Genomic DNA, 20,243 nt, shown 5'->3' with positions numbered 1-20,243 from the left:
TGCGTGGTGCGTCTTGCCTATTCGGGCGTGGCTTCGAGCGCGTGGGCGACCATTGAGAGCAGGGTCTCGACGACGCTGTAGCGCTTGCGCGCGTCCATGATCACCACCGGTACGTCGGGGGCGATGGTCAGGGCCTCCCGGACGTCCTCCGGCTCGAAGCGCGCCGTGCCCTCGAAGTGGTTGACGGCCACGATGTACGGCAGGCCGCAGCTCTCGAAGTAGTCGAGCGCCGGGAAGCAGTCCGTGAGCCGCCGCGTGTCGGCGAGCACGATCGCGCCGATCGCCCCGCGCACCAGGTCGTCCCACATGAACCAGAAGCGCTGCTGTCCCGGAGTGCCGAAGACGTACAGCACGAGGTCGTTGTCGAGCGTGATCCGGCCGAAGTCCATCGCCACCGTGGTGGTGAGCTTGTCCGGCGTGGACGTGAGGTCGTCGGTGTCCTCGCTCGCCCGGGTCATCAGCGCCTCGGTCTGGAGCGGGGTGATCTCCGAGACCGCGCGGACGAAGGTGGTCTTGCCGACGCCGAAGCCGCCCGCGACCACGATCTTCGTCGCGATCGGGGCGCGGGTGTGGTCCAGCTGCCAGTCCTGGGCGCCGTCCTCGGGGTCCGGTTCGACCGGTGCCGGGCGGGGCTGGGCCGGGATCCCGGCGACCGCCGGAGTTTCGGAGACGGCGGTGGCGTCAGAGACGACGGAGTCCACTCAGCACCCTTTCGAGGAGCGCGCGGTCGGGCTGGCCGGTGCCGTGACCGGTCCCGTACACACGGATCTTTCCCTGGTCGGCCAGGTCGCTGAGCAGCACCCGGACGACGCCCAGCGGCATCTTCAGGAGGGCCGAGATCTCCGCGACCGTCCGCATGCGGCGGCAGAGCGCGACGATCGCCCGCATCTCCGGCATCAGACCGCGGGCGGCCGGGCCGCCGTCCGTCAGGACCTTGCGCGCGGGCGACGCTTCGAGGGCGGCCACTTCGAGCGCGGCCACGAAGGTCTCGACGAGGAGGACGTGCCCGAAGCGGGTGCGGCCGCCGGTGAGCGAGTACGGGCGTACGCGGGAGGGGCGGCGCCCCTCTCCCCGTACCGGCAGCTTGAAGGCGGGCGTGACGGCGGGTATCACCGGGTGCTCTCCCTCGGCTCGGCCATCGACTTGCGCAGCTCACTGCGGACTTCGGGGGTGAGGACGTGTCCGGCGCGGCCCACGAAGAGCGCCATGTGGTACGCCACCACGCTCATGTCGCAGTCGGGCGTGGCGTGCACGCCGAGCAGCGAACCGTCGCTGATCGACATGACGAAGACGCTGCCCTCCTCCATCGCGACCATGGTCTGCTTGACCCCGCCGCCGTCCATCAGCCGGGCCGCGCCCACCGTGAGGCTGCCGATGCCGGAGACGATCGTGGCCAGGTCGGCGCTGGAGCCGCGCGGGCCCTCGGGGCGGGGCGGCTCGGCGGCGGCCGTCGCGGCCGCCTGCTGCTCGTCCGGGTCGGAGGAGAGCAGCATCAGTCCGTCGGAGGAGACGACAGCGACCGAGCGGACGCCGGGCACCTCCTCCACGAGGTTGCCCAGCAGCCATTGCAGGTTGCGGGCCTCCGTGCTCAGTCCGAACGTTCCCGTCGCGGTCAACTGCGTGCCTCCTCGACTGTGTCCCCCGTCAACTCCTCTGTACGTGCACGTGCGGTGCTGTCGCTGCTCGCTATGCGGGCCGCCGCGCCCGGGGCCATGCCCGCGCCCGGGGCCGGAGCCGGGGCCGTCGTGGCGTCGAGCTCCGCCTCGACGTCCCTGCGGCCGGCCTTGGCGCCCTGGTGGAAGCCGCCGAGGCGGCGGCGCAGGGCCTCGGCGTCGACGCCGCCCTGGCGCGGGGTGACGGCGGAGCCGGGCTGGCGGACCACCCGCGGGGTGCGCTTGGGCAGGCCCTTGTCGGTGACCCGCTCCCACTGGGCGGGACGGGGGCCGGGCTCCGGCGCCTGGGCCGGGGCCTGGGCCTGGGCCGGGGCCGGGGCCTGGACCGGGGCCTGGGCCTGGGCCTGGGCCTGGGCCTGGGCCGGGGCCTGGACCGGGGCCTGGGCCTGGGCCTGGGCCGGGGCCTGGACCGGGGCCTGGGCCTCGTCGGCGGCGCGGTCGTGGGCGTCCGGCTCGGGGGGCGGGGCGGGGAGACGGACCTGGAGGGTGGTCTCGGAGACGGACTCGCGGGGGGCCGGGAGCTCGTCGTACGCCTCGGGCTCGGGGACGTACGGCTCCGGCACGGCCTCGGGCTCGGGCTCGGATACGTACGGCTGCGCCACGGCCACAGGCTCGGGCTCGGGCTCCGGCTCGGGCTCCACGGCAGGGGCCTGGGCCGCCCGGGCCTGGGCCTGGGCCTCCGCCTCGGCCTCCTCCGCCGCGCGGATCGCGCGCTCCGCCGCCTCGACGAGCGGGTCGCGCTCCCGGGTCGGCAGGGTGTTGGAGTTGGCCTCGGCCACCGAGCCGGGCAGGTGGAGTACGGGCGCCGCGCCCGCGACCCGTACCGGCTCCGAGACGCTCGTCGGAGGCGTCGTCGGCAGCAGCGGCAGCGGCAGGACCACGACCGCCGCGATGCCGCCGGGCTTCTGCTCGCGCAGCTGGACGCTGACGCCGTGGCGGGCGGCGAGCAGCGCGGTCACGCGCATGCCGAGGCCCTCGCCCTCGAAGGCGTCCGGGTCGGCGGCGGCGAGGCGCGCGTTGAGCTCGGCCAGACGGGGCTCGGTCATGCCGATGCCGGCGTCCAGGACGGAGAGGACGACCTCGCCGGTCTCCAGGAGCCAGCCGGAGAGCTGGACCTCGGCGTCCGGCGGCGAGAACGAGGTGGCGTTCTCCAGGAGTTCGGCGATCAGGTGGCTCAGGTCGTCCGCGGCGAAGCCGGCGATCTGGGCGTGCGGCGGCAGGGACTGGATGGTGACCCGCTCGTACCGCTCGATCTCGCTGACGGCGGCGCGCAGCACGTCGACGAGCGGGACGGGCCCGGCGTGGCCGTGGACGTGCTCGTGGCCGGCGAGGACGAGGAGGTTCTCGCTGTGGCGGCGCATGACCGTCGCCATGTGGTCGAGCTTGAAGAGGGTGGCGAGGCGGTCCGGGTCCTGCTCGCGCTCCTCCAGCTTCTCGATGACGCCGAGCTGGCGCTCGACGAGGCCGAGGCTGCGGAGCGAGAGGTTGACGAAGGTGTGGTGGACGGTGCCGCGGAGCCGTTCGAGGTCGGCGGTGAGGAGCGCGACCCGGCCCTGGAGGTCGGCGCGCTGGGCGGCGAGCTCGGCGGCGACGGAGTCCTTGGCGGCGGCGAGGTCGGCGCGCTCGTCGTCGAGCCGCTCGGTGTGCGCGCCGAGGGCGGCGAGCCTGCCGTGGAGGGTGTTGAGGGAGCGGACGACCTGCGCGAACTCGTCGTTGCGGCCGGTGAAGCGGACCGCCTCCGCCGTCTGCGGCTCGGGGGCTCCGGCGAGGCGGGCGGCGCCGAGGCGGAGGACGGCGAGGGGGCGGGTGAGGGTGCGGGCGACGTAGGTGGAGACGCCGATCGCGAGGAGCAGGCAGCCGCCGAGGAAGGCGATGCGCAGTTCGAGGGCGGTGACGTCGTCGTCGCGGAGGGCGGCGAGGCGTTCGACGCGCTCGGTGGCGAGGGCGGACTCGACGCCGCGCATCTGCTCGATGCGGGCGGAGAGCGTGGCCTCCAGCGCGCCGGGGTCGGTCTCGCGCTCCTTCTCGGTCAGCCGGGGCTGGTCGGTGAGCGTGGCGAGCGAGCGTTCGGCGTTCTTGACCTCGGGTCCGGCGACGGTGGCGGAGAGCGAGTCGCGGGCGGCGGTGCCGGCGGCCTGGTCGAAGTCGCCGAGGGCGGCGAGTTCGCGGACGCGGGCCTGCTGGGCGGCGGCGCCGAGGGCGTCGCGGGCGCGGGTGGCCTCGGCGGCGCCCTCGGGCTCGTCGGGGAGGTATGTGCCGGTGGCGGGGTCGTAGTGGACCTCGCCGGTGGGCGCGGGCTGCGGGACGGCGAGGGCGGCGAGGAGCAGGCCGCGGGTGGCGGAGGCCTGTTCGACGGCGCGGCCGAGGGCGGCGGGGGCGCGGGTGGCCTCGGTGAGGGCGGCGTCGGCGGCGCGGGCCGGGGTCTTCTCGGCGAGCTCCTCGGAGAGGGCCTGGAGCTTGGCGATGACGTCCGAGTAGGCCTTGTGGGCCTCCAGGGCCGTGCCCTCGCCGGTGAGGGCCGCGCGGCGGACGGAGGGGACGCCGGCGAGTTCGCGGCGGAGCTCGGGGGCGGCGGCGGGCCGGATCTCGTCGATCTGGCGGTCGACGCGGGTGGCGCGGGCGTCGGTGATCTGCCGCTTGTCCTTGGCCTCGCCGGACTGCTGGTCGCGGCCGGCGGCGATGTAGGCGACGACCTCGTCGCGTTCGTCGGCGAGGGAGTGCGCGAGGGTGACGGCCTGCCGGTCGAGCTCGGCGAGGGTGACCAGTCGCTGGGTCTCGGTGAGATCGGTGGAGGCGGCGAGGACGGCGGGGGCGCCGGCGGCGAGGACGGTGACGCCGACGAGGGCGACGCCGAGGACGAGGCGGTTACGGACGCGCTTGGGACGGCCGGGGGCCGGCGCGGCGGCTCCGGCGGGCGAGACGGGTGCCGTGGGGGCCCCGGACGGGGTCGCCGTCGCGTCGGGGGTCTGGCTCCGCGTGCCGTTCTTGCTCCGAGGCCGCTTCTTCTCCACCGGTGTCCGCATCCTTGACTCGTCCGCCCACAAAGCAGAGGTGACGACCGGTCACGTGGAGCGCCCCCACCCCTGGTACGGCTTCCGACCATTCCAGCGGTTCTGGGAAGGGGACGCGCAACGGCCGCTCCGCCACCCGAACGAGTGAACAACACTCATGAGTTGGCGAACAACTCCGGCCCGGCTCCCCGAGCCGGGCGCCACGGGCCTTCGCGGGCCCCGGTTGGATCTTCCGCGCGGGCTTTGGCAGGATGCCCGCCCGCAGCTCGACGGAGGCCCCGCTTCCGCCCTCCACGGCGCCCCGGCGGGGTTGGTACAGGCCATTTCCGGCCGTTTGGAGGTGCCGTGAAGGAACCCGGCGTCTCGCGGCGGGGCGGGGCACACTGGTGGTCATGCGCAGCGATGTCGCCACCCTCCCCGGCAGTCCCGAACGCCCCAACGAGGACTGGGCGGCCGCAGCTCTGCCCGGTGCGGGCGACGGCGGGACGCTCGTCCTCCTCGACGGCGTCACACCTCCCGCGGGTGATGACGGTTGTGTGCACACGGTGCCGTGGTTCACCGCGCGGCTGGGCGGGGCTTTGACCGAACTGTCCGCTTCTCGGCCGGACATGCCGCTCGCCGGGGTCCTGGCGCGGGCAATCCGGCGCACCGCGGACGCCCACCGGGACACCTGTGACCTTTCTCACGTGCGTACGCCCCAGGCGACGGTGGTCCTCGCCCGCTGGAACGCGGCCGTGGTGGAGCACCTGGTCCTCTCCGACTCGGCACTCCTCCTGGAGGCGCCGGACGGGACGGTACGGGCGGTGCTCGACGACCGGCTCGACCGGGTGCCGGCCGAGGTGCTGCGCTCGGTGGAGGCGACGGACCGGCTGCGGAACGCCGAGGGCGGCTTCTTCACGGCGGCGGCCGACCCGGAGGTCGCGGCACGGGCGGTGACGGGGACGACTCCGCGTTCGGAGGTGCGGGCCCTGGCGGCGCTCACGGACGGGGCGACCCGCTGGGTCGACACGTTCGGCGCGGGCGACTGGACGGCCTGCCTCGGCGTCCTGCGCGAGGAGGGCGCGGGGGGCCTGCTGCGCAGGGTGCGGGCGCTGGAGGAGGCCGACGCCGCCAGGGGCGTACGGAGAAGGGGCAAGCCGCACGACGACGCGACGGCGGTCTACGCGTCCCTGCCCCGCCTGCCCTGAGGCGGTCCGTCAGCCCTCGGAGCGCACGTTGAAGTGGTGGAGCAGCCGGGCGAGTTCGGCGACCTCCGACCGGTCCCAGTCGACGAGCTTGCGGACGTACCGCTCGCGGCGCGCGTCCCGCACGTGCCGGAACCGGTCGCGGCCCTCGTCGGTGAGCCGGACCAGCGAGGCGCGCCCGTCGGCGGGGTCGGGGTCGCGGACGACGAGCCCGAGCATCTCCAGGGCCCGCAGCTGGCGGCTCATGGTGGCCTTGCCGACGCCGAAGTACCCGGCGAGCTCGGTGGCCCGCTGCGGCCCGGCGTCGTCGAGCCGCACGAAGAGCCCGTAGGCGGCGGGCTCCAGTTCGGGGTGCACCTCCCGCGCCATCTCGCCCGACTGCGCCCGCGCCCGCCGCAGGAACACGGCGAGCTCCCGTTCGAGCGCGAGGAACTCGGGGTCGACGCCCGACGACGTGGCGCCTCGGCCTTCACTTCCCGTACCGCTTCCGTGCACGTCAGCACCTCCCAGGCGTCGTTGGGGCGGCTTCCCGCCGCTGAAAGTTTCCCCCTGCCGCGGACGATCGCCGCAGCTCCTCCAGTATTTCGCAGGAGTAGACCAACGGCGGTATCCCGACCCCCTTTCGCGGGGCGGGTCCACGCGCGTAGCGTCCTTTCTGACATGTCCACACCCAGGACTGTCGGTACCGCTCCCCGTCGGTACCACTCCCCCACCGAGCCTTTCGGAGGCACGCGATGCGTGTGCACAGATCCGGAACGACCCTCGCCGGTGCCGCCCTCGCGGCGCTGGCACTCCTCCTCCCGCTCGCCGGTTCCGCCGGCGCCGCCCAGGACCCGGGGGCGCGGGCCGTCCCCGCCCGCGGTTCCGCCTCCATGGGCATGGGCGTGATCGCACACGACGGCAAGGGCGGAAAGCCCGCAGCCGAAGCCCCGGGCCTCGCCGCCGCCGTGCAGACCGAGGGCGTGGACGTGTCCAGCCACAACGGGAACGTGGCCTGGTCCACCCTCTGGAACAGCGGGGTCAAGTGGGCCTACGTGAAGGCGACGGAGGGCACGTACTACAAGAACACCTCCTTCGCGCAGCAGTACAACGGCTCCTACAACGTCGGCATGATCCGGGGCACCTACCACTTCGCCACCCCGGACACGACCAGCGGCGCGGCCCAGGCGGACTACTTCGTCAACAACGGCGGCGGCTGGTCGAAGGACGGCAAGACGCTGCCCGGCGTCCTCGACATCGAGTGGAACCCGTACGGCGCCACCTGCTACGGCAAGACGGCCGCCGGAATGGTCGCGTGGATCCAGGACTTCGTGAACCGGTACAAGTACCGGACGGGCCGCGACGCGGTCATCTACACGGCGACGAGCTGGTGGAAGCAGTGCACGGGCAACTCCGCCGCCTTCTCGTCCACGAACCCGCTGTGGATCGCGCGGTACGCCTCCGAGGTCGGCGAACTCCCGGCCGGCTGGCTCTACTACACGATCTGGCAGTACACCTCCTCCGGCCCGACGGTCGGCGACCACAACCACTTCAACGGCGACTACTCGCGCGTACAGGCGCTGGCCAACGGCTGACCTGCGGTTCGTTCACGGCGCCACGGCGGCTCCCTGGGTGCGGCGGCACCCGGGGGGCCGCTTTTTCGCGCCCACCCCCTTGCCGATTGGTATGGACCAATGCGAGGCTCTACGCCGGTCGGCCGGAATTCAACTTCCGTGCCGCCGACGCGCGTTGCTCGCCCCCGTACTCCCGTCCTCCCCCACGCACGAGAGAGAGCCCCCGCATGCAGTCCTCCCGCCGCACCGCCACCGGCGTCGCCGCCCTGTCCGCCGCCGCCGCCCTGGTCAGCCTCACCCCGACCACCGCGAGCGCCCACGGCGCCGTCTTCAACCCCGTCAGCCGCGTGGCCGCCTGCTACGCCGAAGGGCCCGAGACCCCCAAGTCGCAGGTGTGCAAGGACCTCGTCGCCGATTCCGGCACCCAGCCGCTCTACGACTGGAACGAGGTCAACATCGCCAACGCCGCCGGGAACCACCAGGCGCTCATCCCCGACGGCAAGCTCTGCTCGGCCAACCGCGCCAAGTACCGCGCGCTCGACTGGGCCCGCACCGACTGGCCCTCGACCGCCGTCGCCGCCGGAGCCTTCAACTTCAAGGTCCGCGTCACCGCGCCCCACTCCGGCACGATGACGATCTACATCACCAAGCCCGGCTTCGACCCCACGCAGCCCCTCAAGTGGTCGGACCTGGACTCCACCCCCGTCGCCGTCTACCCCACCACCCGCACCTCGCAGGACGGCTACTACAACTTCACCGGCAACCTCCCGGCCCGCACCGGCCGCCACATCGTCTACAAGGTGTGGCAGCGCAGCGACAGCCCCGAGGCCTTCTACAGCTGCTCGGACGTCACCTTCGGCGGCACCACCGCGGTCGCGGCGAAGGCTCCGACCGAGGCGAAGATCGCGGCCGGCGCCGAGCTCTCCACCGTCAGCCACGCGGGCCACGGCGGCGACGAGCAGGCCCCGGCGCTCTCCGCCGACACCGCCGGCACCCCCGCCTCCCCGCTCCCCCTGGCCCTCGCGGGCGCGGGCGGCCTCGCCGCCTTCGCGGCCGGCACCCTGCTCCTGGGCCGCCGCCGGAACTCCTCCGCCTCCTAGGCCTGTCCCCTCAGGCGGCGGAGGTACCGATCGGGAAGAGGGCGGAGAGCCGGGGTATCGCCAACCCCTCCGGCCGAGCCTCCCAGGGCACCTCGTCCTCTTCCCGCTCCTCCCACTCCTCCGGTCCCTCCCGTTCCTCCGCGAGTTCCTCGACGGCGTCGAGGAACTCGTCCCCTTCGTCGTCCTCCTGACCGGTCAGCTCGTCGAAGGCGTCCTGGGCTACGTAGTCGAGTTCCTCCCACTCGGGCCACTCGTGGTCACACCAGTCGTCGACCGGCCGTCCGACGAGGGCCAGCACCGCGGGCACGTCGGCCAGCGCGTCGGCGTCGGCGAGGACCGCCTCGTACACCTCCCGTCCCTGGCCCACCAGCCACAGCGTGAAGTAGTGGAAGCCGTCGTCACTGCAGGAGCCGCGCTCAACGCGGTTCGCCGCCGCCCACAGCGGGCGTATGCGGGCGGTCTCGCAGGCCTCCTCCAGGCGCACCTGGAAGGCCACGCTCTCGGCCGCCGGCCGGCGCAGCAGCTCCGTCCGCAGCCGCTCCAGCCGCTCCGCCCGGCTGCCGGGACGGCGGAGCGACCCGTCGATGAGAGCCCAGAAGGCGTCGTCGTTCATGCGTACGAGCATGGCAGCCGCCACTGACAACGGCGGGGTGCTCCCGAAGGAGCACCCCGCCGTTGCCGTACGGGAGTTACGCGGCCGCGACCACCGGCACCGCCGCCGGGGCGAGCGCGATCTCCAGGACCTGGCGGACGTCCGTCACCGGGTGGACCTCCAGCTTCTCCAGGATCTCGGCCGGGACGTCGTCCAGGTCGGCCTCGTTCCGCTTGGGGATCACGACCGTCGTGATGCCCGCCCGGTGCGCGGCGAGCAGCTTCTGCTTCACGCCGCCGATCGGCAGGACCCGGCCGGTGAGGGAGACCTCGCCGGTCATGGCCACGTCCGTGCGGACCAGCCGGCCGCTGAGGAGCGACGCGAGGGCGGTCGTCATCGTGACGCCCGCGCTCGGGCCGTCCTTCGGGACCGCGCCCGCCGGGAAGTGGATGTGCACGCCGCGGTCCTTGAGGCCGGTGACGGGCAGTTCCAGCTCCGCGCCGTGCGAGCGGAGGAAGGAGAGCGCGATCTGCGCGGACTCCTTCATCACGTCGCCCAGCTGGCCGGTGAGCGTGAGCCCGGCGGCGCCGGTCTCGGGGTCGGCGAGGGACGCCTCGACGAAGAGGACGTCACCGCCCGCCCCGGTCACGGCGAGACCGGTGGCGACACCCGGCACGGCCGTGCGCCGCTCGGCCGGGTCCTGCGCGGACTCGGGCACGTGGTGCGGCCGGCCGATGAGGTCCCGCAGGTCGTCCGGGGTGACCGTGAACGGCAGCTCGCGGTCGCCCAGTTCGTGCTGCGCGGTGACCTTGCGGAGCAGCCGGGCGATGGCGCGCTCCAGGGTGCGGACGCCCGCCTCCCGGGTGTACTCCCCGGCGAGCTTACGCAGCGACGCGTCCTCCAGGACGACCTCTCCCGGCTCCAGGCCGGCCCGCTCCAGCTGGCGCGGGAGCAGGTGGTCGCGGGCGATGACGACCTTCTCGTCCTCGGTGTAGCCGTCGAGGCGCACGAGCTCCATGCGGTCGAGGAGGGCCTCGGGGATCGCCTCCAGCACGTTGGCCGTCGCGAGGAACACGACGTCGCTCAGGTCGAGTTCGACCTCCAGGTAGTGGTCGCGGAAGGTGTGGTTCTGCGCCGGGTCGAGGACTTCGAGGAGGGCGGCCGCCGGGTCGCCCCGGAAGTCGGAGCCCACCTTGTCGATCTCGTCGAGCAGGACCACCGGGTTCATGGACCCGGCCTCCTTGATCGCCCGCACGATCCGGCCGGGCAGCGCGCCCACGTACGTACGCCGGTGTCCGCGGATCTCGGCCTCGTCCCGTACGCCGCCGAGGGCGACGCGCACGAACTTCCGGCCCATGGCGTGGGCGACGGACTCGCCGAGCGAGGTCTTGCCGACGCCGGGCGGGCCGACGAGGGCGAGGACGGCGCCGCCGCGACGGCCGCCGATGACGCCGAGGCCGCGGTCGGCGCGGCGCTTGCGGACGGCGAGGTATTCGGTGATGCGCTCCTTCACGTCCGCGAGGCCCGCGTGCTCGGCGTCGAGGATCGCCTGGGCGCCGGGGATGTCGTACTGGTCCTCGGTCCGCTCGTTCCAGGGCAGTTCGAGGACGGTGTCGAGCCAGGTGCGGATCCAGGAGCCCTCGGGGGACTGGTCGCTGGAGCGCTCCAGCTTCTCGACCTCCTTGAGGGCCGCCTCGCGGACCTTCTCGGGCAGGTCGGCGGCCTCCACGCGGGCGCGGTAGTCGTCCGACTCGTCCCCTTCGGCCTCGCCGTTCAGGTCGCGGAGCTCCTTGCGCACGGCGTCGAGCTGGCGCCGGAGCAGGAACTCGCGCTGCTGCTTGTCGACGCCTTCCTGGACGTCCTTGGCGATGGTCTCGGCGACGTCCTGCTCGGCGAGGTGCTCGCGGAGCTGGGCGGTGGCCAGCTTGAGGCGGGTGACGGGGTCGGCGGCCTCCAGGAGGGCGACCTTCTGCTCGACGGTGAGGAAGGGCGAGTAGCCGGCGTTGTCGGCGAGGGCGCTGACCCCGTCGATCTGCTGCACGCGGTCGACGACCTGCCAGGCGCCGCGCTTCTTGAGCCAGCTGGTGGCGAGCGCCTTGTACTCCTTGACCAGCTCGGTCACGGAGCCGGGCAGCGGATCGGGCAGGGACTCCTCGACGGTCGCGCCCTCGACCCACAGGGCGGCGCCGGGCCCGGTCGTACCGGCCCCGATGCGGACGCGCCCGAGGCCGCGGATGAGCGCGCCGGGGTCGCCGTCGGAGAGCCGTCCGACCTGCTCGACGGTGCCGAGGACGCCGATCCCGGCGTAGGTCCCGTCGACCCGCGGCACGAGCAGCACCCGCGGCTTCCCGGCCCCGCTCCGCGCGGCGGCCTGCGCGGCCTCGACGGCGGCGCGGACCTCGGTGTCGGACAGGTCGAGCGGCACCACCATGCCGGGCAGCACGACCTCGTCGTCGAGCGGCAGCACGGGCAGCGTGAGCGGCACGGACGTGGACTCAGAAGCCATGATCTCCCCTTCGGTGGTCTCCGGCAGACCTTCGGTGGTCGTCGGCATCAATCGTCAGCATCAATCAAGTTGAGCTGTACCGACTCAATGCATGTGAGTCCGCGAATGTTCCCCCGGCGCCGTTCGCTCTGAGCGATCAGCCTCCCCACAGAGGACTCCAGGCCGATGTAATACCCCCATGGACATCGCAGCTATTACTTCTGCCTGGGTGGCCGGCTGGACCGTCTCGCGGGGGACGCCCGAGGCCGTCGTCGAGCCCTGGGGGTTCAGCGTCCGGGTCGGCCTGCCCCGGCACGTCCTCCGGCACGTGCTGCCCGCGCCCGACGCCGCGACCGTCGGCGCGCTGTGCGCGCGGCTGACGGAGCCGTACAGCTGGCTCAAGGTGGTGGCCGAGCCGGAGGAGGTGGCGGGGTGGATCGGCGACGGGTGGACGATCCCCGACGACCCGGGCTTCATGATGGTCAAACCGCTGGACCCGGCCGCGCGCCCGGCGCCGCCCGAGGGGTACGCGCGGACCGTCGAGGTCCGGAACGGTGTCGTCCACGTCCGCGTCCTCGCCACCGACGGCACGCTCGCCGCGCGCGGCCAGATCGCCGTGACCGGCACCACCGCCGTCGCCGACCAGATCGAGACCGACCCCGCGCACCGACGGCGCGGCCTCGGCGCCAACGTCATGCTCACCCTGGAAGCCGCCGCCGCACAGGCCGGCGCCACGACCGGAGTCCTCGCGGCGACCACGGACGGCCGCGCGCTCTACGCGTCGCTGGGGTGGCGGTACCGGGGGCCGCTGACGGGGATCGTCCGGTCGGGAGACTGACCGGACGGGCCCGGCCGATCGCGCCGTCGGGCTGCGCCGTGGGGCCGCCGGCGGGCATGCTCGACCCATGGGACACGGAGACGGGGACAGGGACGGACGCGGATCCCGAAACGGCGTACGGGAGAGGGGGCGGGGCATCGGCGCCCTGCTCCTCGCGGGCGTCCTGGCCTGCGGCGTCGCCGCCTGCGACCCGGCCGCCCCGCCGGGCACGGGCGCGAGCACGGGCACGGGCACGCGCGCGAGTGGCCCGGTGTCCGCCGATGTCGTGCCGACGGAGGCGACGACCTCCGCCACGCCGGCCACCCCCTCCACCGAACCCCAGCCCTCCGCCGTCCTCGTCGACGTGGCCGTCACCGGCGGCTTCGCCGGGGTGCGCAACCGGCTCGTCGTCCACGAGGACGGCGCCTGGACCTCGCACTCCGCCGCCAAGCCGCCCCGCACCGGCCGCCAGACCCCCACCGAGGCCGCCGCGCTGCGGGCCGCGCTGGAGGACCCGGCGCTCGCCGAGGTCCCGGAGCGCCCCGCCGGCACCCCGGTCGCCGACGGATTCACGTACACCCTCACCTACCGCGACCGCGTCCTCGTCACCGACGACCGCGAGCGCCCGCCCGCCCTCCAGCGCGTCTTCGACGCCCTCCCGGAGGGCGGCCCGCCGACCGCCCCGTGAACCGAGGTCGGCCGCACGGGCGATAGAGGGGCGTGAGACTGTTACGCCCCTCAGGGGGGCCCGTGAGGCGAGACGAGAGCGACGACGCGACGCTGCTGCGCGCGGTCGCGCGCGGTGACGCCGAGGCGCTCGCCGCCCTCTACGACCGGCACGCCGGCTGGCTGTACGCGCGGCTCGCCCGTCGCTGCCCGGACGAGGAGACGGTACGGGAGGTCCTCCAGGACGCCTTCGTCACCGTCTGGCGCTCGGCCGACGGCTACCGGGGTTCCGGCGAGGCCGGGGGCTGGCTCTGGGTGATCGCCGCCCGCCGGCTCGTCGACGCCCAGCGCGCCCACGCGCGTTCCGAACGCGCCTCCGCCGCACCCCTCGAACCCGCCGCGCCCGCGCCCTCCGCCGAGGAGCGCGTGCTCGCCGGTCTGGAGTACGGGGAGGTGGGCGCCGCCCTCGACCGGATCTCGCCCGAACTCGCCGAGGTCCTGCGGGCGACCGTCGTCGACGGCCTGACGACCCGCGAGGCCGCCCGCCTTCTCGGCATCCCCGAAGGCACCGTCAAGACCCGGGCCCTGCGCGCCCGCCGCGAACTCCGCGCGGCGCTCGGCCCCGGCCCGTACCTCCTGGGAGGCACCGCATGACGTCCCCCTGGCACGTCACCGACGCCCAGGCCCGCCGGTACGCGGAGGGCATCGACTCCGAGACGGACGCCTGGTCCCTGGAGAAACACGTCGAGCGCTGCACGCCGTGCGCGACCCGCGTCTCGGCGGCGGTCCGCGCGGGGGGCTCGGGACCGTCCCTGGCCTCGGTACGCGCCCACGTCCTGGGCGCCGTCGCCGCCGCGCCACCACCGGTCGGGGCGGCGGGTCGAAAGGCCGCCGCCGCAGGGGCGACGGGAGCCGCCGCACGGGAGACAGAAGCCGTCACCCCCGCCACGACCGGGGCGGACGCCCCGCACCCCGCCACGACCGGCCGCACTGCCGCCTTCGCGAGCGGCGCCGACGGCACGCCCGCCCTCCCCCTCGACACCGGTGCCGGTGCCGGTGCCGACGCCAGTGCCACCGCCACCGCCTCCCCGCGCGGTGGCAGCCCCGCCGCGTGGGGAGACCCCCGCCGCCCCGCCCTCTCCCCCTCCCGGCTCTGGTGGGCCGTCGGGCCCGCGCTGCGCGGGGCCTGGGTCCTGGCCGTCGTGCTCGTCGTCGCGGGGGCGTTCGGGCTCGGGTACGGGGCCGGGGTCCCGGGCGCCAGGGGGCTGCTGCTCGCGCTGTCGCCCGCGCTGCCGCTGCTCGGCGTCGGGCTCTCGTACGGGCGGCACGCCGATCCGCTGTACGAGATCGCCGCCGCCACCCCGTCCGGCGGTCTGCGCCTGCTGCTCACCCGTACCGCCGCCGTACTCGCCGTCTGTGTCCCCCTGCTGACCCTGGGCGGGGCGCTGCTCCCGGCCGCCGCCGGGACTCCGGGGGCCGCCGCCTGGCTGCTCCCGGGGCTCGCGCTGACGCTGGCCGCCCTCGCCCTCGGGTCGTTCATCGGCTGCCGGACGTCCTCCGCCGTGCTCGGCGGCGGGTGGCTGCTCGCCGTGGCGGACCCCTTCCTCGGCAGTGGGGGCGGGGCCCCCGAGGACGTCGACCTCTTCCGCTACTTCTCCGGCCCCGCCACCCAGTCCGCCTGGGCCGCCGCCGCACTCGCCTGCGCGGCCCTGCTCGTCCTCCGGCGCCGCTCCTTCGACCACCTGGAGACCCGATGACCTCCCTCTCGCCTCCCGCCCGCGCCACCGCCACCTCCACCGCCACCTCCACCGTCAAGGTCGCGGGGCTGACCGTCCGGCACCGCCGTACCGTCGCCCTCGACGCGCTCGACCTCTCCCTCTCCCCCGGCGTCCACGGCCTCCTCGGACCCAACGGCGCCGGAAAGACCTCCCTCATCCGGGTCCTCGCGACCGTCGCCGCGCCCCGCTCCGGCCGTGTCGAGCTGCTCGGCGGCGACGCCACGAACCACCGGGACCGTACGGCCATCCGGCGCCGACTCGGCTACCTGCCGCAGGAGTTCGGCTACTACCCGGCGTTCACGGTCCGCGAGTTCGTCGCGTACGTCGCCTGGCTCAAGGAGATGCCGGCCGACCGCGCCCCGGCCGCCGTGGAGCGGGCCGTCGAACGCGTCGGGCTCTCCGACCGGATCGACGCCCGCATGAAGACCCTGTCCGGCGGCATGGTCCGCCGGGCCGGGATCGCCCAGGCCATCGTCAACGAACCGGAGTTGCTCCTGCTCGACGAACCGACGGCCGGTCTCGACCCGGAACAGCGGGTCGAGTTCCGCGCCCTGCTCCGCGAGCTGGGCACGGAGGCCACGGTCGTCGTCTCCACCCACCTCGTCGAGGACGTCGCCGCCGCCTGCACGGACGTGACCCTGATCGAGGCCGGCCGCCTCGCCTTCCGGGGCACGACCGCCGAACTCTCCTCCCTGGGAGCCGATTCCGACGACGCGGCCGAGACCACGACCAGTGCCGTCGAGCGCGGGTACACCACCGCCCTGCGCGCCCACCGCCGGCACCGCGCGGAGGCCCTCCGATGACCCTGATCCCCTCCTCGATTCCCTCCTCCGCCCTCCGCACCGAGCTCAGGCGCGGCATCGGGCCCTGGACCGCCGTCGCCGTGGCGCTCACCGTGCTCATCGGGATGTTCCGCATGCTGTCGTACTGGCACGGCCGGTGGGCCGACGCCACCAACGAGCTGCACCTCGTCGTCGGCGCCGTCGCCGGACCCCTCGCCCTCGCGGCGGGCTGCTGGCACGGCGGCCGGGACCGGCGGCGCGGGACGACGGAGCTGTGGGAGTCCGTGCCCCGCTCCTCGCTGCGCCGGCTGCTCGTCGCCGCCGCCCCGTCGGCTCTCTGGCCCGTCGCCGGGGTGCTGCTCGCCGACACCGTCTGCCTCGTGAGCATCTGGCCGAACATCTCCGGCGGCCGCGTGTACGTCGAGCTCCTCGCCGCCGACGCGGTCGCCGTCGGCGCCCTCGGCCTCCTCGGTCACGTCGCGGGGCGGGCGATCCGGTGGCGGCTCACGGCCCCGCTCCTGGGTGTCGTCGGGTACGTGGTGATCGCCTTCGGCGCGTTCACGCAGAGCGGCCTGCGCTGGCTGGGTCCGGCCGGTGAGCACCGTTTCTCCTGGGACAGCGCGGTGTGGTGGTTCGCGCCCGTGTCCATGGCGTGGACGGCGGGGCTCGCGTGCGCCGCGCTCCTCGCGTACGGGCTCCGCCCCGCCCGCCTGCGGCCGCTCGCGCTGGTGCCGCTCGCGGTGGCGGTCGGCGCGGCGACGCTGATCCTGCGGCTGCCGCCGGACGAGGGGCCCTGGCGCCCCGACCCGGCCCTGATCAGGCCGGTCTGCGATTCCGGTACGCCGCAGGTGTGCGTGTCGGCGCTCGACGCGGCCCGCCTGTCGGCGGTGTCGGCGGCGCTCGCCCCGCTGAACGCCCGCCTCCAGGGGGTGCCGGGCGCCCCGGCCCGCTGGGTGGCCGGTCCGGGGGGAGCGTCCCGCCCGGGGGATCGCTCGCTGCCCGAGTTCAGCCCGCTGCCCGGCCCGCTCACCCAGCCAGCCGCGTTCCGGTACGAGGCGGCTTTGCGCCTGGTCCTGCGGAGCTGCCCGCCGGGCGGAATCGCGAGCGCCGCCGACGAGCGGGCGAACGCCATCCACGAAGCCGTCGTCATGTGGCTGGCCCCCGCGCCGCCCTACATCAGGATCCCCGCCGACACCCGGCCGCATCTCGACCGCCTCACGGCCAAGTCGCCGGACGCCCGGCGCGCCTACCTCGCCCGCTATCTGACGGCCGACCCCTGCTCTCCCGAGGAGGTGCCGGTCCCATGACGGGCCCCCTGCTCTACCTGCGCTCCCGCGGCCTGCCCGGCACGCTGGCGGCCCTGCTCTGCACGGCGGCGGCCGCCGCCTGGGGGACGACGTGGGCAGGGGCGCGGCCGGAGTTCGCGGAGGCCGTCCGGCTGACGGCCGTCTTCGGTCCGCTGCTCGTGTCCGGCGCGATCGGGACCGGCCTGTACGCGCCGGGCGCCGAGCTCGACCGTACGGCGGTACGGGCCTGGTGGCCGTACCGCGCCGCCCATCTCCTCGGGCCGACCGCCCTCGCCGCCGCCCTGTTCGCGCTCGTGGTGCCGCCGGGCACGGAGGGGTTCGGCGCCCCCGCCGCCGTACGGAACACGCTGGGTCTCGTCGGCCTGGCGGCGGCCTCCGCCGTCTTCCTCGGTGCCCGGCTGAGCTGGCTCCCGCCCGTCCTCGTCATCGGCGCGGCCCATGTGGCCGCCCCCACGGGGTCCATCGACGGCGGCACCGCCCGGTGGGTGTGGGCGTGGGTGGCGCGCCCCGGGACGGAGGGCGGGGCGTGGGCGGCGGCGATCGTCTGCCTGGCGGCCGGCGCGGGGCTGTACGCGTGGCGGGGCGCACGGCGCGACGGCGCCTAGTCGGCTCGGGCCCGCCAGGCGGCTCGGGCGCGCGTGCGTCAGTCGCGCGCCGCGATCCCCGCGTACTGCCGTTCCAGGTACGACCGCACCCGGGCCGGCATGTCCATCGACTCCGGGTCCAGGGCCCACTGGATCTGGAGTCCGTCCATGATCGCCAGGTGCTCCTGCCCGACGGCGCGGCAGTCGGTGTCGGGGCGCAGTTCCCCGCTCCGTACGCCGTCCTCCAGGAGCTCGACCATGTGCCGGAGCACGCGCGCGTAGCGCTCCTTGAAGTACTCGTGGGCGGGGTGGCCGAGGTTGCCGGACTCGCCCACGAGGACGTTGAACATCCGGACGATGCCGGGGCGCCGGGTGTTCTCCTCGATCAGGGCGACGAGGGTCTCCAGGTAGGCCGCGTACGACTCCGGCTTCTCGCTGAACAGGCGCTCCATGTCGTGCTGTTCGCTCTGCGCGAGGACCGAGAGGAGGAGGTCCTCCTTGCTGCGGAAGTGGTGGAGCAGTCCGCCCTGGGTGATCCCGCAGTCGTTGGCGATGCGGGCGAGCGAGGAGGCGTGGAAGCCCCAGCGCCCGAAGTGGTCGACGGCGGTGTCCAGGATCTTCAGGCGGCGCGCGTCCCCGACCGCGTAGCTGCCCCGGCCTGCGGATTTGCGGGGTGCGGGGTCCTTCTTCTCCGGCATGACCTCACCCTAGCGGGGCCCGTCCGGACCCTCCCCGGCCGGTGACCCAGGTCACATTCCAGAAACCTAGTACCTACTCGGTTTTCACGCTTAGCCTGTGGCCGTCCGACCGACCTCGCCACCGCGCCCCACCCACAGGAGCCCTGACATGTACCCGTACCAGGACCCCAGCCGTTCCGTGGACGAGCGCGTCGAGGACCTCCTCGGCCGGATGACGCCGGAGGAGAAGGCCGGTCAGCTCTTCCACTCGATGCTGATGATGAACGCGGACGGCACCCCGGTGACCGAGCCGGAGGGCGGCGGCTCGCGCCGCGAGCTCACCACCCCGCAGCTCATCGAGGGCCGCCGGCTCACCCACTTCAACCTCCTCGGCAGCTACGGCGCCCGCGAGATGGCCCTCTGGCACAACGCGATCCAGGAGATGGCGGCGTCCACCCGCCTCGGCATCCCCGTGTCGCTCTCCACCGACCCGCGCCACTCGTTCACCGAGAACATCGGCGCCTCCTTCAACGCCGGCGCCTTCTCCGCCTGGCCCGAGGCCCTCGGTCTCGCCGCCATCGGCGACCCGGAGCTCGTCTTCCGCTTCGCCGACACGGTCCGCCGCGAGTACCTCTCCGTCGGCTTCCGCACCGCGCTCCACCCGCAGATCGACCTCGCGACCGAGCCCCGCTGGTCCCGCCAGTCCGGCACCTTCGGCTCCGACGCGAAGCTGACGGGCGAGCTCGTGGAGGCGTACGTCCGCGGCCTCCAGGGCGAGACCCTCGGCACCGAGTCGGTCTCCGCGATGGTCAAGCACTTCCCCGGCGGCGGCCCGCAGAAGGACGGCGAGGACCCGCACTTCGCGCACGGCAAGGAGCAGGTCTACCCGGGCGGCCTGCGGGAGCACCACCTGGAGCCCTTCCGGCACGCGGTCGCGGCCGGCTGCCGCCAGATGATGCCGTACTACGGGCAGCCGATCGGCACCGACTGGGAAGAGGTCGGCTTCGGCTTCAACAAGGGCGTCATCACCGGGCTGCTCCGTGAGGAGCTCGGCTTCACCGGCATCGTCTGCACCGACTGGGGCCTGCTGACGGACTCGGAGATCTTCGGCGAGCCGCACGTGGCCCGCGCCTGGGGCGTCGAGCACCTGAGCGTCGCCGAGCGCACCGCGAAGGCGCTGGACGCGGGCGTCGACCAGTTCGGCGGCGAGGAGTGCCCCGAGGTGATCGTGGAGCTGATGGCCTCCGGCCGGATCTCCGAGGAGCGCGTCGACGCCTCCGTACGCCGTCTGCTGCGCGAGAAGTTCGTCCTCGGCCTCTTCGACGGGCGCCGGTACGTCGACCCCGACGAGGCCGCGGAGACCGTCGGCCGCGCCGACTTCACCGCCGCGGGCGCCGCCGCCCAGCGCCGTTCCCTCACCGTCCTCACCGACGGCCCGCTCCCGCTCTCCGGGCGGCCGAGGCTGTACGTGGAGAACGTCGACCCGGCGACGGCGGAGGCGTACGGCGAGGTCGTCGCCGATCCGGCCGACGCCGAGCTCGCGGTGCTGCGGCTCCGCACGCCGTACGAGGAGCGCCCCAACCGTTTCGAGTCCTTCTTCCACTCCGGCTCGCTCGCCTTCCCGGAGCCCGAGCTGAGCCGGATCCTCGGTCTGCTCGCCGCCGTGCCGACCGTCGTCTGCGTCAACCTGGAGCGCCCGGCGGTCCTGCCGGAGATCGCCGCGGGCGCGGCGGCCCTGATCGCCGACTTCGGCGCGAGCGACGAGGCGCTGCTCGACGTGGCCTTCGGCCGCGCGCGGGCCGAGGGGCGGCTGCCCTTCGAGCTGCCGCGCTCGATGGCGGCGGTCGAGGCGGCCCGTCCTGACGTGCCGAACGACACCGCCGACCCGGTGTTCGCGCACGGCCACGGGCTTGAGCTGAACCCGCCGCTGTAGCGGCGCGCCCACAGACCGCGGGGTACCTGACAGGCCCCGCGAAAGATCCGGGGCCTGCCCGTGGGGGGCCGGGCCCCGGATCTTCCCCCTCCCGCATGTCA

General features: G+C 74.5%; 19 protein-coding genes. 11 read left to right on the top strand and 8 right to left on the bottom strand.

What is annotated here, in order from left to right; translation table 11 throughout:
- Positions 1–17 precede the first annotated feature (17 nt).
- Genes ACFC0Z_RS12190 through ACFC0Z_RS12175 form a run of 4 tightly spaced genes read right to left on the bottom strand, consistent with a single transcriptional unit; the run spans position 18 to position 4,684 of the window.
- Complete coding sequence (locus tag ACFC0Z_RS12190) at positions 18–701, bottom strand: ATP/GTP-binding protein (protein WP_376435726.1); 684 nt, start codon at positions 699–701, stop codon at positions 18–20.
- Positions 682–1,113 (bottom strand): DUF742 domain-containing protein, encoded by a 432-nt coding sequence (locus ACFC0Z_RS12185; RefSeq protein ID WP_376435723.1) that lies wholly within the window; start codon positions 1,111–1,113, stop codon positions 682–684. Before ACFC0Z_RS12185 ends, ACFC0Z_RS12190 begins: the two co-directional genes overlap by 20 nt.
- The gene (locus ACFC0Z_RS12180; protein ID WP_376435721.1) at positions 1,110–1,616 is read right to left on the bottom strand and encodes a roadblock/LC7 domain-containing protein; all 507 of its coding nucleotides are present in this window, start codon (positions 1,614–1,616) and stop codon (positions 1,110–1,112) included. The genes ACFC0Z_RS12185 and ACFC0Z_RS12180 overlap by 4 nt, the downstream gene beginning before the upstream one ends.
- Positions 1,613–4,684: a nitrate- and nitrite sensing domain-containing protein gene (locus ACFC0Z_RS12175; RefSeq protein WP_376435719.1), complete on the bottom strand. Its 3,072-nt coding sequence runs from the start codon at positions 4,682–4,684 to the stop codon at positions 1,613–1,615. Before ACFC0Z_RS12175 ends, ACFC0Z_RS12180 begins: the two co-directional genes overlap by 4 nt.
- A gap of 392 nt (positions 4,685–5,076) precedes the next feature.
- Here ACFC0Z_RS12175 and ACFC0Z_RS12170 point away from each other — a divergent pair, with 392 nt between their 5' ends.
- Positions 5,077–5,871 (top strand): hypothetical protein, encoded by a 795-nt coding sequence (locus tag ACFC0Z_RS12170; protein ID WP_376435717.1) that lies wholly within the window; start codon positions 5,077–5,079, stop codon positions 5,869–5,871.
- Positions 5,872–5,880: 9 nt separating this feature from the next.
- On the opposite strand, the gene ACFC0Z_RS12165 is transcribed toward ACFC0Z_RS12170, so the two are convergent.
- Positions 5,881–6,363: a MarR family winged helix-turn-helix transcriptional regulator gene (locus ACFC0Z_RS12165; RefSeq protein ID WP_376435714.1), complete on the bottom strand. Its 483-nt coding sequence runs from the start codon at positions 6,361–6,363 to the stop codon at positions 5,881–5,883.
- Positions 6,364–6,602: 239 nt separating this feature from the next.
- Between ACFC0Z_RS12165 and ACFC0Z_RS12160 the strand changes: the two genes are divergently transcribed.
- Both ACFC0Z_RS12160 and ACFC0Z_RS12155 read left to right on the top strand, forming a co-directional pair.
- Positions 6,603–7,442 (top strand): lysozyme, encoded by an 840-nt coding sequence (locus tag ACFC0Z_RS12160; RefSeq protein ID WP_376435711.1) that lies wholly within the window; start codon positions 6,603–6,605, stop codon positions 7,440–7,442.
- 206 nt (positions 7,443–7,648) lie between these two features.
- The gene (locus tag ACFC0Z_RS12155) at positions 7,649–8,521 is read left to right on the top strand and encodes a lytic polysaccharide monooxygenase (RefSeq protein WP_376435708.1); all 873 of its coding nucleotides are present in this window, start codon (positions 7,649–7,651) and stop codon (positions 8,519–8,521) included.
- 10 nt (positions 8,522–8,531) lie between these two features.
- Here the strand turns inward: ACFC0Z_RS12155 and ACFC0Z_RS12150 are convergent, their stop codons facing one another.
- Both ACFC0Z_RS12150 and lon read right to left on the bottom strand, forming a co-directional pair.
- Complete coding sequence (locus ACFC0Z_RS12150; RefSeq protein WP_376435705.1) at positions 8,532–9,134, bottom strand: DUF4240 domain-containing protein; 603 nt, start codon at positions 9,132–9,134, stop codon at positions 8,532–8,534.
- Between the two features lie 76 nt (positions 9,135–9,210).
- Positions 9,211–11,619 carry an endopeptidase La gene (gene lon / locus ACFC0Z_RS12145; RefSeq protein WP_376436667.1) on the bottom strand — a complete coding sequence of 803 codons (2,409 nt, stop codon included), beginning with the start codon at positions 11,617–11,619 and terminating at the stop codon, positions 9,211–9,213.
- Positions 11,620–11,797: 178 nt separating this feature from the next.
- On the opposite strand from lon, the gene ACFC0Z_RS12140 reads away from it, so the two are divergent.
- The 7 genes from ACFC0Z_RS12140 to ACFC0Z_RS12110 all read left to right on the top strand — a co-directional run bounded on the left by ACFC0Z_RS12140 (position 11,798) and on the right by ACFC0Z_RS12110 (position 17,553).
- Entirely contained in the window at positions 11,798–12,436 is a 639-nt protein-coding gene (locus ACFC0Z_RS12140) for a GNAT family N-acetyltransferase (RefSeq protein WP_376435703.1), read from the top strand.
- Positions 12,437–12,503: 67 nt separating this feature from the next.
- Positions 12,504–13,103, top strand: coding sequence for a hypothetical protein (locus tag ACFC0Z_RS12135; RefSeq protein ID WP_376435701.1), 600 nt, complete (start codon positions 12,504–12,506; stop codon positions 13,101–13,103).
- 32 nt (positions 13,104–13,135) lie between these two features.
- Positions 13,136–13,735: an RNA polymerase sigma factor gene (locus ACFC0Z_RS12130; protein ID WP_376435698.1), complete on the top strand. Its 600-nt coding sequence runs from the start codon at positions 13,136–13,138 to the stop codon at positions 13,733–13,735.
- Complete coding sequence (locus ACFC0Z_RS12125; protein WP_376435695.1) at positions 13,732–14,838, top strand: zf-HC2 domain-containing protein; 1,107 nt, start codon at positions 13,732–13,734, stop codon at positions 14,836–14,838. Before ACFC0Z_RS12130 ends, ACFC0Z_RS12125 begins: the two co-directional genes overlap by 4 nt.
- Positions 14,835–15,662, top strand: coding sequence for an ABC transporter ATP-binding protein (locus ACFC0Z_RS12120; protein ID WP_376435693.1), 828 nt, complete (start codon positions 14,835–14,837; stop codon positions 15,660–15,662). The genes ACFC0Z_RS12125 and ACFC0Z_RS12120 overlap by 4 nt, the downstream gene beginning before the upstream one ends.
- Positions 15,659–16,948, top strand: a complete 1,290-nt coding sequence (locus tag ACFC0Z_RS12115; protein ID WP_376435690.1) for a hypothetical protein — start codon at positions 15,659–15,661, stop codon at positions 16,946–16,948. Before ACFC0Z_RS12120 ends, ACFC0Z_RS12115 begins: the two co-directional genes overlap by 4 nt.
- Positions 16,945–17,553: a hypothetical protein gene (locus tag ACFC0Z_RS12110; protein WP_376435688.1), complete on the top strand. Its 609-nt coding sequence runs from the start codon at positions 16,945–16,947 to the stop codon at positions 17,551–17,553. The genes ACFC0Z_RS12115 and ACFC0Z_RS12110 overlap by 4 nt, the downstream gene beginning before the upstream one ends.
- 38 nt (positions 17,554–17,591) lie before the next feature.
- Here the strand turns inward: ACFC0Z_RS12110 and ACFC0Z_RS12105 are convergent, their stop codons facing one another.
- Positions 17,592–18,230, bottom strand: coding sequence for a TetR/AcrR family transcriptional regulator (locus ACFC0Z_RS12105; protein WP_376435686.1), 639 nt, complete (start codon positions 18,228–18,230; stop codon positions 17,592–17,594).
- A 148-nt stretch (positions 18,231–18,378) separates the two neighbouring features.
- Between ACFC0Z_RS12105 and ACFC0Z_RS12100 the strand changes: the two genes are divergently transcribed.
- Positions 18,379–20,142, top strand: a complete 1,764-nt coding sequence (locus ACFC0Z_RS12100) for a glycoside hydrolase family 3 protein (RefSeq protein WP_376435683.1) — start codon at positions 18,379–18,381, stop codon at positions 20,140–20,142.
- Positions 20,143–20,243 lie beyond the last annotated feature (101 nt).

Source organism: Streptomyces sp. NPDC056144, from assembly GCF_042264145.1.
GTDB lineage: Bacteria > Actinomycetota > Actinomycetes > Streptomycetales > Streptomycetaceae > Streptomyces.
The sequence above is the reverse complement of the archived record's forward strand: the minus strand, read 5'-3'. Positions and strand labels throughout refer to the sequence as shown.

What these genes read in the sequence shown, in the direction of transcription:
- ACFC0Z_RS12120 (WP_376435693.1), top strand. Translation starts at nt 14,835, where the DNA reads ATGACCTCCCTCTCGCCTCCCGCCCGCGCCACCGCCACCTCCACCGCC.
- ACFC0Z_RS12135 (WP_376435701.1), top strand. Translation starts at nt 12,504, where the DNA reads ATGGGACACGGAGACGGGGACAGGGACGGACGCGGATCCCGAAACGGC.
- lon (WP_376436667.1), bottom strand. Translation starts at nt 11,619, where the DNA reads ATGGCTTCTGAGTCCACGTCCGTGCCGCTCACGCTGCCCGTGCTGCCG.
- ACFC0Z_RS12110 (WP_376435688.1), top strand. Translation starts at nt 16,945, where the DNA reads ATGACGGGCCCCCTGCTCTACCTGCGCTCCCGCGGCCTGCCCGGCACG.
- ACFC0Z_RS12105 (WP_376435686.1), bottom strand. Translation starts at nt 18,230, where the DNA reads ATGCCGGAGAAGAAGGACCCCGCACCCCGCAAATCCGCAGGCCGGGGC.
- ACFC0Z_RS12150 (WP_376435705.1), bottom strand. Translation starts at nt 9,134, where the DNA reads ATGAACGACGACGCCTTCTGGGCTCTCATCGACGGGTCGCTCCGCCGT.
- ACFC0Z_RS12100 (WP_376435683.1), top strand. Translation starts at nt 18,379, where the DNA reads ATGTACCCGTACCAGGACCCCAGCCGTTCCGTGGACGAGCGCGTCGAG.
- ACFC0Z_RS12170 (WP_376435717.1), top strand. Translation starts at nt 5,077, where the DNA reads ATGCGCAGCGATGTCGCCACCCTCCCCGGCAGTCCCGAACGCCCCAAC.
- ACFC0Z_RS12160 (WP_376435711.1), top strand. Translation starts at nt 6,603, where the DNA reads ATGCGTGTGCACAGATCCGGAACGACCCTCGCCGGTGCCGCCCTCGCG.
- ACFC0Z_RS12115 (WP_376435690.1), top strand. Translation starts at nt 15,659, where the DNA reads ATGACCCTGATCCCCTCCTCGATTCCCTCCTCCGCCCTCCGCACCGAG.
- ACFC0Z_RS12155 (WP_376435708.1), top strand. Translation starts at nt 7,649, where the DNA reads ATGCAGTCCTCCCGCCGCACCGCCACCGGCGTCGCCGCCCTGTCCGCC.
- ACFC0Z_RS12125 (WP_376435695.1), top strand. Translation starts at nt 13,732, where the DNA reads ATGACGTCCCCCTGGCACGTCACCGACGCCCAGGCCCGCCGGTACGCG.
- ACFC0Z_RS12140 (WP_376435703.1), top strand. Translation starts at nt 11,798, where the DNA reads ATGGACATCGCAGCTATTACTTCTGCCTGGGTGGCCGGCTGGACCGTC.